Origin of the sequence: Marinobacter shunpengi, from assembly GCF_045449715.1 — a bacterium.
Classification (GTDB): domain Bacteria; phylum Pseudomonadota; class Gammaproteobacteria; order Pseudomonadales; family Oleiphilaceae; genus Marinobacter.
Genome location: NZ_JBJJLA010000009.1, coordinates 71,136 through 86,855 on the forward strand (window position 1 = coordinate 71,136; position 15,720 = coordinate 86,855).

The following is a 15,720-nucleotide window of genomic DNA, read 5'->3' on the forward strand; positions in this document are numbered from 1 at the left end:
CCTTGCTGTTTAGGGTTGAGGATCATTCAGTGAACCAGCATCCCGCTCAAAATTTGAGCAGATCACCGAAGATTGCGCCCTACTTTAGACACTCCGCTCGCATAATTGAAATTTATATTATCTATTTCCGGCATTTTTTTGGTGAATACCACATCATTCACCATAACCCCCTGACTTACAAGGCGCCACCGCCGCTGTCGGCGGTATGAGTCAACACCACCAACCGGTCTCCCGGTTTCAACTCCAGGTACTCCCGCCGGGGCGGATTCAGCTGTAACCGGTGGCCCCTGTCGTCGGCCCGGGCACGATATACCCCCAGCGCCACCTCGCCCCCGCTCGCCAGGGTCTTCTCGAGCACATGGAAATCCGCACTGGCCGGCAGCGGATAGTCGTCCGGGTCCCGGAACTGGATCTCGGCACCGCCGGCCGTAAACAGTTCGTCCAGCACGGCACGCAGCTCCCGCCTCAGGGCCACCTGGGCCAGCACATGACTGAGGATCATGGAGCTGATCATCATCTCGCTCTGGTGGCCATAGAGAAGCTGGCGGTTATCCGGATCGCTCAGCTCCATGATGAGCTGGGGCCGGCGCTGACTTTCCTGCAGAATGTCCTCCAGTTGCAGGTAACCCACCATGGCCCTGGCGTCCGCCTCCTCGCCGGAGGTCAACCGGTCGCTGCTGACCAGAACGATACTGTCATACCGTGCCGGAGTCATGCGGCGCAGCTCTTCCTCCACCATGTAGTCCGCTTCGATATGCCGGCAGGGCACGAAGAATTCCGGCCCGCAGTACCGGTCAATGGCCCGCTCCCGCTCGGCCACCGGCACCACCGATACCACCTCCACCTCGAAGCCCTTGCCCGGGTAGCTGGACAACTCCGCCACCAGGCTGGGCACCCGGCGGTTCCAGCCCAGTACCAGCACCCGGTGCTGGCTGCCGGTCACTGGATACGCCCGGGGGGTCGCTGTTGCCCGGGGGATGACCGGCAGGGGTTCCTGACGACTGTCGGGTTCGGTCTCGCTGTAGGTGCGGGCCATGAGCACGACCCGGTCATCGGCGCCAATCCGGGTGTCAGAGGGCGCCAGCAGGTTCACCTGCCAGCCCGCCCCGTCCGGTTTGAGGATACCCAGCACGATAACAGCGGGGCGCTGCGCCGCCAGCTCCCCCAGTGTCAGCCCGCCCACCGAGTCGCCACTGCGGATATAGAGCTCGTTGCCGTCTTCACCGGCCAGCAGTTCGTTGTAGACCTCCGACAGACCGGGATGGAGCAGGTTCTGAACCATCAGCCGGCTGATGGTGGCGTCACCGGCCACCACCTCGACAGGCCCCGGGTAGGCCCGCTCCACCACTGGCAGCTTGCGGATGTCCTGCAGCTCAGCGACAACGAAGGGCAGCCCGGTACGGTAGTGGCGGGCCTGGGCGGAAATGGACAACAGTGCCTTGACGGTCTCCACGTCGGCGGTCAGCAGGCTGGTGGCCTCGTGGGCGGAACTGGGCACGATCACGGCCGCCGCATCCAGGCAGGCCACTCGGTGCAGCGCGTCCGGCTGGATCGGCAGACCGGACCGCAGGATCACCTGGCGGGCCCGGGCCCCGATACCCGGTTCGGTCCGCAGTTCATGAACCTGTGCGGCGCTGGCTTCCTCGGTCAACACCACCAGGTTCAGCCGTGAGGTGTCGTGTTTCTCCAGGAACCGGCGCATGCGGCCGGTGGAGCCCAGCAGTTCGGAAAGCAGCGGCAGGGTCTGACTGGTCCAGCCCAGCACCACGATATGGTTCTTCAGGGTGACCGGCGTCAATCCCCGCTCCAGCTCGTTCATCCGCGCAATCAGCCAGCGGGTCAGGATGGCCACCAGGGTACCCATGAACACCACGTAGCCACTGACCGTCAGCAACGTGGAAACGAACCGCTGCCAGGCCCCCACGTCGTCGCCCAGGTAGCCTGGATCGGTCAGCCTCAGGAACGCCCACCAGATGGCATTGCCCACATGGTCGAACTCCCCGTCCAGAGGCGCCACCAGAATCCCCCCAACCAGGGAGATGGTTGCGATAAACGCGGCCACCACCAGAAGCTGGAAACCGGCGCCCTTCACCAGTTGGCGCTCAACCACAAACTTGATCCGATCAACTATGCGAAATGGAAGCATGGACGCCCTTCTGTGACAGTTCGTTTGCGCAATGTCATGTTGGCTCCTAGCATAGTTGAAAGTTCATCCTGGAGGTGAGCGACCATCATGTCCGGACTGTACCGGCATACCAACCTGATGACGGCCTGCCTGGGCCTTACACTGGCGACGGCCACGGTTGCCGACACCGCCCATGTGCCCCAGCCCTGGCGTGCGGATGCCGTGGTCATGGGTCGGGACGAGACCTACGACAAGGAACGCTTCCTCCACGAACTGACCTTCCGCCACCGGTTAGCCACCCCCGGCGTCACGGACGATGGCATTCGCGGTACCGCAGGCAGCGTCAGCAGTGACCGCCTGTATTATGATTTCCGATTCCGCCAGGACTTCGGGTTCCGGGAGGGCCGTAATGGCTTCCTGCTGGACATCCAGCGCAGCGAGGACCTGGACGGCGCCTACGACCGGCAACTGATCGGGTTCCGCCAGAACCTGGGCGACCATTCGGAAATCTGGCTGCAGGGTGACGTCTTCTCGGACAAGTCGGAAGCGGATGTGTACTTCAGCGCCCGTCACCACCTGACCGACGATAGCTGGATCCACGCCAGCTGGATACTCCCGGACGCCTATTTCAACGACAAGACCGACACCCAGGATGCCTTCGAGGACAAACCGCAGACCTTCTTCCTGCAATGGCACCGGCAGGGAGCCGGCAACATGGGCGGCACCACCCTGTCCCTGAGCCTGTCCCCGGAATCACGGTTCATCAGCCGCCAGGAAGACCTGACCGTGGACAACGAAAGCCTCCGGGCGGCCCTCACCCACCGGCAACACCAGGGCGACTGGCTGCTGGAACTGCACCTAGAGGGCGAACGCACCCGGCGCGAATACCAGTTGCAGGGAGACGACGGGAATCGCCCGGCGGGCTTTGACCGGGACCACCTGGAGGCCCTCGGCTCCGCCACCCTGACCAGCCACCGACTGACGCCAACCGTCGGCCTGGCCTACGTGCGACTGGATGAAAACGGCTTCTTCGGCCGGGCCCTGGACGACGAAGGGGACATCCGCCGGCGGGAACCCACCCTGTTCGGCGAATTCTCCGTACAGGCCGCCCCCAACACCGTCATCAGCCCGGGGCTCTACCTCAGCGCACCGGACATCCGGCAATCCTTCGAACAGGAAAAAGACCTCCAGCACTCCGGTTTTCTCGGCAAACTGGCCTTGCCGATCGACATCCAGCTATCGGCTTCCGATAACGCCGTGCTGACCATCAACCCGACGTTCTACCTGCACACCGCAGGCTTCGGGGGTGGCAACCTGCAACTTCACTGGCCGCTGTAAACGTCCCCTCAGTGGACCATCGCGGACACGCCACCTGCCTCGTATACTGGCGCCGGACCGGCCCGTTTACGTAACATGGCCGCAAACCCTGACCAGCCCGGTTGCCACCCATGAGCCTGCCATTTCCGCTGACCAAGCTGTCCTGCATTGCTGCTGCCGCTTTCCTCGCCGGCTGCGCCGTGCACCACTCGCCGCCCGATACACCACCGGCGACGTTCTATGACACCCGCCTGGCGGACGCCTCGGGCCAGCCCCTGACCACTCCCGGGCTGGCCTCTCGTCTGGACCATGCCGATGTGGTCGTGATCGGGGAGCTCCATGGCCACCAGGGCGCCCACCTTCTCGAGGCCCGCCTGCAGGCGGCCCTGTACCACCGCAACCCTGACCAGATCCTGGCCCTGGAAGCCTTCAACCTGGACCACCAGGCCCATCTTGATCAGTATCTGGCGGGGAAACTGGGCGAGGAGGAAATGATGGAGGACGCTGCTGCCTGGGAGAACTACCAGGCGTCGTACCGCCCCCTGGTGGAGTTCGCCCGTCGCCATGACCTGCCGGTGGTCGCCGCCAATGCGCCATCCGGCGTGGTGCGCTGTGTCGGGCGGGAGGGTGCGTCCTACCTGGACACCCTGCCGGAAACGGAACGTGACGCCCTGCCGGAACAGCCCTTTCCCGAGGTGCCGGGCTACCGGGAACGGTTCATGGACACCCTGGGGCACAGCGGCCATGGGGAATCGACGGAAGAAGGGAAGCGGCGACTGGACAACACCTACCAGGCGCAACTGCTGCGGGACAGCACCATGGCCGACCGGATCCTGGAGGCCCTGGCAACCCACCCGGACCACCAGGTACTGATGGTGGCCGGCGCCTTCCACAGCGAGGGTCGCCAGGGCCTGGTAGCCGTGCTGGAACAACAGGCCCCGGAGCTGGATATCCGGGTAATTACCCCGTACATGCCCGTGGACGATGGATCTCTGGAGCCCCTGCCGGCCATCGCCGCTGGCGACTTCCGCTACGATCTCTGGCCCCTGCCGGTCCGGTACCGGGACGGGGAACGGGAACAGGCAGCGATGATGGAGCGTTTCGGCCGGGCCCGTGAACTGACCTGCGACTAGCCGAACAACCTACTGGGTCTGCACCATCTCATCGGTCACCTGGTACTCCCCAGCGAGCCAGCGCAGGATTTCCCGGGCCGCCGGGTGTTCCGCCTCACCGTAGGCGGCCGTCAGGCTGGCCATCCGCTCCTCGCTGATACGGTGAAGGCCTGCGTCCTGGAGCACCAGCAGGTCCGCCAGCAGTTGCTCCGCCAGGTCAGGTCCGACCACCTCCCGGGCGGCGGTCCTGAAGGCCTCACCATAACAGTAGTCTTCTCCCTGGCCGTAGCTTTGCGCCAGGGTCAGGGCCGGGATGGCGGTCAGCGTGGGTTGCAGGGCGGGGTTGATGGCGTGGCCGGCAATCTCCCCGGCATTGGCGGCCGGGCGCCCGGTGAACCCGCGCAGGTGCAGATGCCGGGACATGCGGTCACCGTCGTTGACCGGGTAGTTGTCCCACAGCAGCGGCTTGCGGCGGAGCTGACCTGCCACCCGGCGCAGGTGGCCGGGAGAAATTTCCCGGGAACAGACCTCCTCACCGGTCCAGAACACATCCACGGCGGGATCCAGCGTCTCCCCCAGCACCTCCAGGTAATCGTCCGGGCGCTGGCCGAACACCCGGTCCAGCACCGGGTCGTCGGAATAGTAGCTGGGGCACATGATGAACCGGTTTGCCCCGGAATGGGCCATGACCCAATGCATGATCTCCGCCTGGGTACGGGCCAGGTCCGGGGTGTCGCTGTGCATGTCATCGAACAGGATGGCCAGCTCATCGATGCCCATGCCGTCCAGGAACGCCAGCTTGCGGGCCAGCGCCTGACGGGCCCCATCGTCGAACCGGTTGAAAATCTCGAACGGACTCAGGCCGATGCCGAAGCGCACCCCCTGCTCCCGACAGAAGCCGGCGAACGCCGCCAGTTCCCGGGCCAGGTGCTCCGGATGGTCCTGCTCCCAGCGGCGCCGCAGGTAAGGGTCCGCCTTGGGGGCATACAGATAGAAACCATAGCCATGGGCCCCGAGCTGGCGTACCAGGGCCCGTCGCTCGTCCATGGTCCACAATGGGCCATAGAAACCTTCGATAATACCGAGATCCGGCAGGGTCATGGCTGTCCTCGTGGTATTCGTGCCGTCCCGTTCCGCGTATCGGGCAGCGTTCAGGCGACCGATACAGCCGCTATACTGCCAGTAACAGTACCACACACTGTCTATGCCATTGGACAAGCAGAAAAAATGGACGAACTCGCAACTGCATTCCTCGACAGCAACCAGGTGGCCATCCAACTCGCCGTCGCGCTGCTGCTGGGGGCTCTGATCGGACTGGAACGGGGCTGGGAAGCCCGCCACCGGGAACCCGGGGAACGTATTGCCGGCATCCGTACCCATGCCCTGGTCGGCCTGCTGGGTGCCATTGCCGCGTTGCTGAATCAGGCCCTGACGGCCTGGGCCTTCCCGGTAATGTTCCTCGGCCTGGTGGGCCTGAACCTGGTGTCCTACCGCGCCCGGGCCCCCACAAGCGGTGACTACAGCATCACCGGCATCGTCGGCCTGTTGCTGACCTTCTGTTTCGGCGCCATGGTGGTGGCCGTGGACATGGCCGTGGCGGCCGCTTCCGCCGTTATTACCGCCATCATCCTGGACAACAAGGAGGAGATCCACGGGATCCTCAGGCGTCTCCAGTCCCACGAACTGGGCGCCGCCCTGAAACTGCTGCTGATCACCGTGGTCATGCTGCCCCTGCTGCCGGACCAGGGCATGGGCCCGGGGGAGGTCCTCAACCCCTACCAGATCTGGTGGATGGTGGTGCTGATTGCCTCGGTCTCCTTCGTGGGCTATTTCGCCATCCGCGTGGGCGGCGCCGAGAAGGGCATCCTATTTACCAGCCTGTTCGCCGGCCTGAGCTCGTCCACCGCCCTGACCCTGCATTTCTCCCGCCAGTCCCGCCTGTCCGATACCCTGACGCCCATGTACGCGGCTGGCATCCTGATCGCCTGCGGCACGATGTTCCCCCGTATCCTGATCTACGGCGCCATTATCAACCGCGCCCTGTTGCCCGCACTGGTGTGGCCGGTCACCGCCATGGCAGTGGTGCTCTATGCCTGCGCCGGGGTGATCTGGGTGCGGCACCGCCACCATATCCGAGTGGCCCAGCCGGAGCTGAACCAGAACCCGCTGGACCTGAAATTCGCGCTGGTTTTCGGGGTCCTGCTGACGGTTATCCTGGTGCTCGGGGAGTGGCTGCGACAATGGCTGGGAAACCTGGGCATCTACGTGCTGGCCGCCACCTCGGGGATTACCGACGTGGATGCCATCACCCTGTCCCTGACCCGCATGTCCCTCGGCAGCATTGCCGCTGGCACCGCTGTCCTGGGCATCGTGATCGCCGCCTCGGTGAACAATCTGGTCAAATCCATCATGGCGGCTACCATCGGCACCCGTCGCCTGGGCTGGCAGGTAGGCGCCCCCATGGCCCTGTCCCTTGCCACCGGACTGGTTGTCGCCTGGTTCAGTCGGTTGGGAGGAGGGTGAAGCCGTACCCGGCCATCAGGTAACAGGTGACAAACGGCGATCATTTTCTATACTGTTCAGGCATCGGCGTGCGCGGGAATAAACCGATCTCCGGGCCGCCGAACATAACCAACAAGAATAAAGGAACCTCTGAACAACACCTTGCCTGTTCAGGGGCTCCTATACCGGAGCAGATCCGATGTCGCTATTGTGCCTGGCGTGGACGGGGTCCCACTGATGGACTACTACGACCTGATCATCGTGGGTGGCGGGCCGGCGGGCTCCACCCTGGCGTGGGCCCTGCAGAATACCGGCAAACGTATCCTGCTGATCGACCAGGCCCACTTCCCCAGGGACAAGAGTTGTGCCGGCTGGGTCACCCCCGCTGTGTTCGATGCCCTCCAGATCGATCCCACCGACTACGGTCGGGACCACCTGCTGGAACCCATCCGCGGTTTCCGCATCGGCATGATCGGCCACCGGGCGGTGGAGAACGACCATGGTGAAAACGTCAGCTATGGCGTGCGCCGCAGTGAGTTTGACCACTACCTGCTCAGCCGGGCCCACACCGACCAGGCACTGGGCATGCCCATCAGTTCCCTGCGCCAGGCCAACGGCAACTGGGCAATCAACGAACGCTGGGAAACCCCACTGCTTATTGGCGCCGGGGGCCATGCCTGTCCGGTGGCACGATACCTGGGAGCCGGCCCCGGCAGCCACGAGACCGTGGTCAGCGCCCGGGAGATGGAGTTCGGGATGACCCCGGAACAGGCCAACACCTGCAATGCCCGGGGCGACCGCCCGGAGCTGTGGTTCTGCCGTGACCTGAAGGGATACGCCTGGATCTTTCGCAAGGGCAACCACCTGAACGTGGGGCTGGGACGGGAGGACTCCCGCGGGCTATCCCGACACCTGGAGCGCTTTGTCACCCATATGCAGGCCCAGGGCCGTATACCTGATAACCTGCCCGGCCAGTTCAAGGACCACGCCTACCTGCTCTACGACCACGCCGAACGACCGCTGGTGGACGACGGCGTCATGCTGCTTGGGGATGCCGCCGGCCTGGCCTTCAATCAGAGCGGCGAGGGTATCCGCCCGGCGGTGGAATCGGCGCTGATGGCCGCCAACGTGATTCGCTCGGAACCCGACCTCTCCGCCCGCAGCCTGCAACCCTACGGCGAGGCCATCGCCAGGCGTTTCGGCACCCGGTCCATGCACCGGGACACGCCGGTACAGGTCCCCGACTGGGTCAAGATGCCCCTGGCCGCCAGCCTGATGAAATCCCACTGGTTCACCCGCCGGGTGGTGGCGGAACGCTGGTTCCTCCACCAGCAGGTGCCGCCCCTGGACCTGCCCCAACCCACCGTCGCCGGTCGGGAAACCGCCTACTGGCGACCGGCCTGAAAACGAAAAAGCCGGGCCACGGGGCCCGGCGAAGTGTCGTCAACTCAAATCGCACGTTTCATGCAAGAACGTTGGATGACTCCAACGATCAGAACTTCACCCGCATACCGGCCAGCATGCCCAGGTCGGTGTCGTCGATATCATTGTCGGCGATTTCGGCAAACACGCTGACGTTCTTCTGGGTCGGGAACTTGTACGTGACGTTGGCATACCAGGCTGTTACGTCATCGGCTTCATCCTGTTCCTGGTTCTGCATACCGATAGCGACGCCAGTGGTGTTGGTTACATCAAGGGTGGCGGCAATGTTGTACAGTTCGGTATCCAGATCCGTGTTGCCGTCATCAGTGACACTGTAGTCCGCAGCAAGCCCGAAGATACCAAAATCGTAACCGGCGCTCAGACCCCAGGTATCCAGTGAATCGCCACCCAGCGGGGTGTGCTTCTGGTAACCGCCGCCCAGTTTCAGCCCGGCAATGTCGGTAAAGGCAAAAATGTCGAAGAATTCACCTTCAATGCCACCTTTGTCCTCAGCTTCCAGTTCATAACTGGATACCAGGTAGATGTTCTCCAGCTCCACGTCGACACGGAAGGTGTCATCGCCATCAGTGCCTACCGCATCAAACTGATCTTCATCCAGCGGCGCCTCGTAGGCTTCCTCGACACCGAACTCATCGGAAGCAAAGTTCTGCTTACCGAAGGAGAATGAGGTTACACCGTAGCGGATACCGACATAGGCTTCCTCCAGGGGGGTAACGTTATCCTTGCCGTTGGCCTCGTCCTTGAAATCAAAATCCACACGACCAAAGGCGGTCATGTCGTTGTTCAGGTCGTAGCTGAAATAGTTCTTCAGCTCCAGGTCGTCGAAATCAACGTATTCGCTCTCGTCTTCGCCGATGTCCCGACGCAGCTGAACCTGAAGGTCGCCATTGAGCTTGTAGGTGAAGCCATCATTCTCGTATACGGTGACGGCGTTAGCGGAACCGGCGGCGGCAGTCACAGCGACAGCCAGGAGAAGTTTCTTCATTTATTGATACTCCATTTGGTTTGGGTACGTCGGTTTATTTAATCGCTGGAATTAATCCAGCGCTTCATCTCACGCTTAGTATTCTCATCGGCTTTCAAGTACCAATAGCGAAGCATTTCCCTCACCATTTCCTGGTCCCGAGCCACTGGAAATTCATCGTTACGATCAGGGTTATCAAAAAACCGGTTATCGCTACCTTTCAGGCCGACAATAGCAGCCGACCCAGAGCCGGCCCGATTATAATCAGACAATTCCTGTTCATAATTCCTGGCAAACTGAAAACCATCCTTATCCAGAACATCGGATTTGAACGGGTTAGGGTTACCATCGGCATCCTTCAAAATCCATCTGGCAGAATCATTGAACGCCCTCATTTCGTGACGGGTGGATATATCCGGGGCCTCAAGGGTCAAATACTGGTCTTCGGAATTGAAAATAATCACGAAAGCATCCGATGTATCGAGAACGCTGTCGTCGTCATTACGGCCAAGTTCCGTCGTATACTCGACAAGGATCTGACTGGGACCATTCCGGAGGGAAAGCTCACGCCCTTCTCGCCCAGAAAGCCCGCCATTAATGGCCTTTAGCTCCACGCCCTCACCGAGGCGAAGCGTCACGTCGGCATAAACAGGCGCGACAAAAACTAAAATAAAGGTGAATAACGTTGCCGGAAAAAACCTTGAACAATAAGACATCAATACTTACGCCAGTCAGGAAATAACTCAATCTCGAGAGATCATATACACTGTTTATTAACGAATTATTTCATCATAAAAAGGACATGTGCCCAAAAAAATCCGGAGCATAGCTCCGGAAACAAAGTCAACTCAAATAATCACATTCTGAAGTCGCTCGGAGTTGCCAAAAGCCGTTCTTTACTGCAGAAAGACGCAATCACAAGCCCGACACCAAAACTTCAACTTCATTATTAAAAACCAAAGTTACAGATAAATTAAATAAACATCTCGAAATGCAAAATAACGTGAAATGAAAGAATAATGGCAAAAAAGCCGGAGAATAATACTCTCCGGCCATGGTCTTTCTATGAATCAGGATTTACAGGGATATCACTTCGAAATAATCAGCGTTCATCCTGATTCATCAACCGGATTCCATACAGGGTTGTGGTACCACTGACTTCATTGCCAACCGCCAGCATCGGATGTCCGGTGGGGCTGTCCGACTCCGCTATGAAGGCGAGCCCTTCCGGCCCCAGATCTCCGGCATGACCCTCCTTCAGTTGTTCGTCCGTCGCCCCGAAATCACGGTTATTCATGTACTGGACAAACGCCGGGTGCTCCGGATCGGTCACGTCATAAACCATCAGTCCGCCCACGCGCTCCAGACCAATGAAGGCATAGACCCGTCCGTCGATCGTACCGATGGTCACGGCCTCGGGTTCCGGCCCCTTGTCGTCGGACCGGTTATCGAAGGCATTCTCGTCATTGGTGCTGTTGAAACCGTTGGGCAACCGTTCCGCCGTAATCCGTTCAAACTCGCTGCCGCTGTCATACAACTGGTCACCATCCTCGGACCAGATCGAGAATGAGCGGCCACCATAGGCGTAGAGTTCATCGAAAACGCAGTCCGCCTCGACGTCGGTCGCGGGGTCTGAAGGCTGACAGCCGTTGGCCACACCAAGCGTTGATGTCACCTTCAGTCGGCCCAGCCGGGCATCGTCCTGGATACCCTCCGGAAATACGCCATCCTTGAGGCGCAGGTCACCAACGCGGTATTCCTCACCGAATCCGTCATAATCCCTCGAGTCGCCCTCATTGGCGGTGATGTAATAGGTCTTTCCCTGGATGCTGTAGCTGGCCAGGGCATCCGGCAGGTACATCCCCCTGACTGGCCAGTTGCGGATATCAATGCCGTTGTCCCGGTTACTGGCATCCAGTTCATTGCCCGGCAGGCTGTGATCCTTGAAGCCAAGAGGAATCACGTCGACGATACTGGCGCTGTTGATGTCCAATACCCCGATAGCGTTGTTTTCCTGCAGCGTAACCCAGGCATGGTCACCGTCCGGGGAGACCGCAATGTATTCCGGTTCCATATCCTGTGATGCCCGGGCCGCCGGCCCGAAAATACGGACGCCCCGACGGCGGAGTTCTTCCTCCCGGCCATCGAATCCCCGAAAGTCAGCCGTGTCGACCCGGGCCGAGGCCACGCCGCCGGAGAGATCGATCACGCTGACCGATCCTTCCGGGTCAACGTCGTAGGCGTCATTGGGCTCGCCCTCATTGGCGACCAGCACTTTCGTGCCGTCCGGTGTAAAGGTCAGCATGTCGGTGAGTGCGCCGACCTTCACCTCGCCAAGCTTGCCCAGGGTATCGGCATCATAGAAAACCACCTTGCCGTTAGCCTGTTTGTCAGAGGCTTCAATAGCCACCGCAACCAGTCCATTCCTTACCGCGACGCTGTTTGCGGCGCCGCCCTCCCTGGTCGCATCGATGGTGGCTACCCGGGTCAGGTGGGCGGGGTCCCGCAGATCCAGCACATCCACGGTCTTGTCGTTGGCGTTGACAACAAACAGACGCTGATTCATGGGGTCATGGGCCACGATCTCAGCGGCGGATTCATCAAAGACATCGCCCCCGGACTGCCAGGTTCCGAGCATTTCCAGTTCGATTGTCCGGCCTCCGTCAACAGACCCCGTCGGATGCGACGCCTTATCGCTCGCGCAACCCGACATTCCCACCGTCGCCGCCAGAAACCCGCAAACCAGATACGCCCTGAAAACCATAAACTATCGCCTTTTCAGATATGTAGATCCGGCAAGGATATTCACCAAATGTGACAGGAGAGGGTCAACAAGGCTGCAGATTCATGTCAGAAAAAAGGCGGCCGAATGGCCGCCAGGGAAGGGGTGTTGCGAAAGGGAAGTTCGGGAACCCGACTTACTCGCCCAGGTAACTGCGATACATCCAGACGGTCTTTTCCTGCTGGGAAATGTAGTCGCTCATCAGGGCAACGGTGCCCTCGTCATCGGCATCACCGGCCAGTGACAGCAGTTCCCGCTGCTTGCCAATCAGCTTGGCAAAACTTTCCACGATATTCTCCACCGCCTCCTTGCCATCGGAGACATCCTTGCGCTCGGGAACGTCCGATTTCTCAATGTAGGTACTGTAGGCGTGGGCGGGACGATGCCCCAACGTCAGGATCCGCTCGGCAATCTCGTCAATCTTCAGCAGCAGGTCGTCGTACAGCTCCTCGAACTTGGCGTGCAGTTCGAAAAAGTTGTCGCCCTTGATATTCCAGTGGTAGCCGCGCACGTTCATGTAGAAGATCTGGTAATTCGACAGCAGTTCGTTGAGTGTCGCCGCCAGCTTTTCCGTCTTGGCTGTGTCGAGGCCGATGAAATTTGTACCCATAGAGTTAACTCCTTGATCCTTGGTGATTGTCTCACTTGATTACGTTCAATATACCCCAGCGGTTTTTCCTGCAAAAGCAGAGTCTTACAATACCTTTGATAGGTTTTGACAATGGGCGAAAGAGCACCGATAAACCATAACTTCACCCAGGTCGCCTCGAATCAATTACCTCACACTATCAGGCTCCAAGAATTAATTTACTTAACAGTGATTATCCGTTGTCTTTCAATGGGAGTGTGTTCAATCATCAGGCGGGAGCTGGCCATGAGTGCTCTGAAGCTGTTTTTCCACGACCACGGTCGGGAGGGTGACAACTCCCTGACCAAGACCATCACCTTCGCCATCACACACTTCACCGTGGCGTTCACCGTCGCCTTTGTACTGACCGGTGATATCCTGATCGGCAGCCTGATCGCGATGGTTGAGCCGGCGATCAACACCGTGGCCTACTTCTTCCATGAGAAAATCTGGGCCAGCAGGGCACAGTGTCGCCAGGCGCAACCCTCCGGGTATGATCACCAGGGCGTGACCACGGCCTGACCCTTCCTACCCCGAAATGTGGCGGCCCCAGGTTTGCCGGCGCTCCGTCGCCGGCTTTTTCATGCCCGCCGATCAGCCTCCCGGTCCGCAATCCAGGCAATTCTCCACCACCTCAGGGCCCATGCTCAGCCGGCGGTTCAGGTCCCGGAGCGCGGTCCGCACGCCCTCTTCGATTACCGGATGGTAGAACGGCATGTCCAGCATCGCGGACACGGTCATGCGTTGCTGCGCCGCCCAGGCCAGAAGGTGGCCGATATGCTCCGCCGCCGGGCAGAACATCTCCGCCCCCATGAACAGGCCGGTGCCATGCTCGCCATAGACCCGTAGCAGCCCCCTGTTGCGACCGATCACCCGACTACGCCCCTGGCCTTCGAAGGATACGGACCCTACGGCGAAACAACCGCGACAGTCCTTGTCCACCTGCTGGATGGTCTTGCCCACGGTGGCGATCTGCGGGTCTGTGAACACCACGGACAGCGGTACCCGGCGGAACCCGGCCCTCACCTCCGGGTACTGTCCTGCGTTATTTCCGGCAATACGCCCCTCGTCCGCCGCCTCGTGCAGCAGTGGCAGCTCGTTGTTGACGTCACCGGCAATAAAGATATGGCTGTCGCCACAACGAAGGGTGTAACGATCGAACACCGGGGTGCCCCGGTCGTCCAGTTCCAGGTCGGCGTTCTGGATATCGAGCCCGTCGATATTGGGCCGCCGACCGGTGGCCGCCAGCAGGTAATCGAAGGTTTCCGTGACCACGTCCCCGTCCCCGTCAACAAAGGTGATGGCCACGCCATCCGGCCGGTGTTCGATCTTGCGGGTGTCGGCATCCGGGTTCAGGGGAAATTCGTCGTTAAAGGTGTCCAGCGCACACTGGCGGATCTCCGGATCCTGGATCGGGCCGATGGCGCCGCCGGCACCGAACATCCGTACCCGTACCCCCAGACGGCTCAGGGCCTGACCCAGCTCCAGTCCGATCACCCCGGGACCGAACACGGCCACGGAGTCCGGCAGGTCCTGCCACTCGAAAATGTCATCATTCACCACCAGCCGGTTTTCCGCCGCCTTCAGGAAGCCGGGGATATTGGGACGGGAGCCGGTGGCGATCACAATCCGGTCCGCCTCGATCTCATGGTTATCACCCACCCGCAGGCGATGGGGAGACAGGAAGCGGGCATGGCCCCGGAAACGATGGGCTTCCGGGAAGCCCTCCACCGCCTCCAGCACGAAACCGACGAAGCGGTCGCGCTCCGCCCGCACCCGCTTCATCACCGCCGGGCCATCGATGGTAACCCCGCCGGTGCGAACCCCGAACAGGTCCGCGTGGCGTGTATCCTGGGCCGCCTCCGCTGCCGCGATCAGCAACTTGCTGGGCATACACCCCACCCGGGCACAAGTGGTGCCATAGTGGGCGCCTTCGATCAGGGCCAGGCTGTCGGTGTGCTTGCGGGCCGCCCGATAGGCTCCCATGCCCGCCGTGCCGGCCCCCAGGATGGCGACTTCAACCTTGCTGCGTTTGACCACTGGCGTTCTCCTGTCTGGACTACGATCCCGCCTATAAACATAGCTGGCACGGCGGCCCACTCAACCCCGTTCTGTGGCGAAAACCGATATTTACCTCTATGCTGCCCACTTTTCCGGAATTCAAACGCGGGGTGAAATGTGTCTGCCTACTGGGCCGAATTTGCAACCGTTGCCATTGTTCACCTGCTGGCGGTCGCCAGCCCGGGGCCCGACTTTGCCATCATGCTGCGCCAGGCGCTCTGCCAGAGCCGCCGCAATGCGCTGCTGACGGCCGTGGGAATCGGCCTGGCCATCCTGGTGCACGTAACCTACTCACTGCTCGGCATCGGCCTGCTGATCCAGCAGTCCCTGACCCTGTTTACGATCCTTAAAGTCATTGGTGCACTCTACCTGACCTGGATTGCGATACAGTGTCTGAGATCAAGGGCGGGAGGTGTTCATGTGGACACCCATGGTGTGAAGACGCAATCCGGGCCGGCGGCCTTCCGGCTGGGTTTCCTGACCAATACCCTGAATCCCAAGGCCACGCTGTTCTTCGTGTCGCTGTTTTCCGTGGTAATCAGCCCCGGTACGCCGGTTGCCGTGCAGGCAGGCTACGGGCTCTATATGGCCATCGTCACCGGCCTATGGTTTGCCGGGGTGGCGGTGTTCTTCACCCTGCCCCGGATGCGGAGGGCGTTTGACCGCTTCGGTCACTGGCTGGACCGGCTGATGGGCGGCGTCCTGCTGGTCCTGGCGGGGCAATTGCTGTTCTCCACCATATCCGGTGATAGCGGTGACAGCACCCCAGCCCGGAACTAGCAAATC

13 protein-coding genes are annotated in these 15,720 nt (G+C 61.0%); 6 read left to right on the forward strand and 7 right to left on the reverse strand.

The window, feature by feature from the left end:
* Positions 1-175 precede the first annotated feature (175 nt).
* A complete protein-coding gene (locus tag ACJO3T_RS03360) occupies positions 176-2,146 on the reverse strand; it encodes a CASTOR/POLLUX-related putative ion channel (RefSeq protein WP_406966108.1) in 1,971 nt (656 codons plus the stop codon).
* Between the two features lie 87 nt (positions 2,147-2,233).
* Here ACJO3T_RS03360 and ACJO3T_RS03365 point away from each other — a divergent pair, with 87 nt between their 5' ends.
* On the forward strand, positions 2,234-3,463 hold the full coding sequence (locus tag ACJO3T_RS03365) for a hypothetical protein (RefSeq protein WP_406977762.1): 1,230 nt from the start codon (positions 2,234-2,236) through the stop codon (positions 3,461-3,463).
* A gap of 110 nt (positions 3,464-3,573) precedes the next feature.
* On the forward strand, positions 3,574-4,575 hold the full coding sequence (locus tag ACJO3T_RS03370) for a ChaN family lipoprotein (protein ID WP_406977763.1): 1,002 nt from the start codon (positions 3,574-3,576) through the stop codon (positions 4,573-4,575).
* 9 nt (positions 4,576-4,584) lie between these two features.
* Here ACJO3T_RS03370 and ACJO3T_RS03375 read toward each other — a convergent pair whose 3' ends face one another.
* Complete coding sequence (locus ACJO3T_RS03375; RefSeq protein WP_406977764.1) at positions 4,585-5,655, reverse strand: beta-N-acetylglucosaminidase domain-containing protein; 1,071 nt, start codon at positions 5,653-5,655, stop codon at positions 4,585-4,587.
* Between the two features lie 126 nt (positions 5,656-5,781).
* Between ACJO3T_RS03375 and ACJO3T_RS03380 the strand changes: the two genes are divergently transcribed.
* Entirely contained in the window at positions 5,782-7,077 is a 1,296-nt protein-coding gene (locus ACJO3T_RS03380) for an MgtC/SapB family protein (protein WP_406977765.1), read from the forward strand.
* 216 nt (positions 7,078-7,293) lie between these two features.
* Entirely contained in the window at positions 7,294-8,460 is a 1,167-nt protein-coding gene (locus ACJO3T_RS03385) for an NAD(P)/FAD-dependent oxidoreductase (RefSeq protein ID WP_406966102.1), read from the forward strand.
* Between the two features lie 88 nt (positions 8,461-8,548).
* Here ACJO3T_RS03385 and ACJO3T_RS03390 read toward each other — a convergent pair whose 3' ends face one another.
* The 4 genes from ACJO3T_RS03390 to ACJO3T_RS03405 all read right to left on the reverse strand — a co-directional run bounded on the left by ACJO3T_RS03390 (position 8,549) and on the right by ACJO3T_RS03405 (position 12,855).
* Positions 8,549-9,484, reverse strand: coding sequence for a porin (locus ACJO3T_RS03390; protein WP_406966101.1), 936 nt, complete (start codon positions 9,482-9,484; stop codon positions 8,549-8,551).
* A 38-nt stretch (positions 9,485-9,522) separates the two neighbouring features.
* Positions 9,523-10,179, reverse strand: coding sequence for a YccT family protein (locus ACJO3T_RS03395; protein WP_406977766.1), 657 nt, complete (start codon positions 10,177-10,179; stop codon positions 9,523-9,525).
* A 386-nt stretch (positions 10,180-10,565) separates the two neighbouring features.
* Positions 10,566-12,101: a choice-of-anchor I family protein gene (locus ACJO3T_RS03400; protein ID WP_406977767.1), complete on the reverse strand. Its 1,536-nt coding sequence runs from the start codon at positions 12,099-12,101 to the stop codon at positions 10,566-10,568.
* Positions 12,102-12,381: 280 nt separating this feature from the next.
* Positions 12,382-12,855 (reverse strand): Dps family protein, encoded by a 474-nt coding sequence (locus ACJO3T_RS03405; RefSeq protein WP_406977768.1) that lies wholly within the window; start codon positions 12,853-12,855, stop codon positions 12,382-12,384.
* Between the two features lie 264 nt (positions 12,856-13,119).
* Here ACJO3T_RS03405 and ACJO3T_RS03410 point away from each other — a divergent pair, with 264 nt between their 5' ends.
* Positions 13,120-13,395 carry a DUF2061 domain-containing protein gene (locus ACJO3T_RS03410; protein WP_406966095.1) on the forward strand — a complete coding sequence of 92 codons (276 nt, stop codon included), beginning with the start codon at positions 13,120-13,122 and terminating at the stop codon, positions 13,393-13,395.
* A 72-nt stretch (positions 13,396-13,467) separates the two neighbouring features.
* Here ACJO3T_RS03410 and ACJO3T_RS03415 read toward each other — a convergent pair whose 3' ends face one another.
* A complete protein-coding gene (locus ACJO3T_RS03415; RefSeq protein WP_406977770.1) occupies positions 13,468-14,913 on the reverse strand; it encodes a dihydrolipoyl dehydrogenase in 1,446 nt (481 codons plus the stop codon).
* 138 nt (positions 14,914-15,051) lie between these two features.
* Between ACJO3T_RS03415 and ACJO3T_RS03420 the strand changes: the two genes are divergently transcribed.
* Positions 15,052-15,714 carry a LysE family translocator gene (locus tag ACJO3T_RS03420; RefSeq protein ID WP_406977771.1) on the forward strand — a complete coding sequence of 221 codons (663 nt, stop codon included), beginning with the start codon at positions 15,052-15,054 and terminating at the stop codon, positions 15,712-15,714.
* The last annotated feature ends 6 nt before the right edge of the window (positions 15,715-15,720 follow it).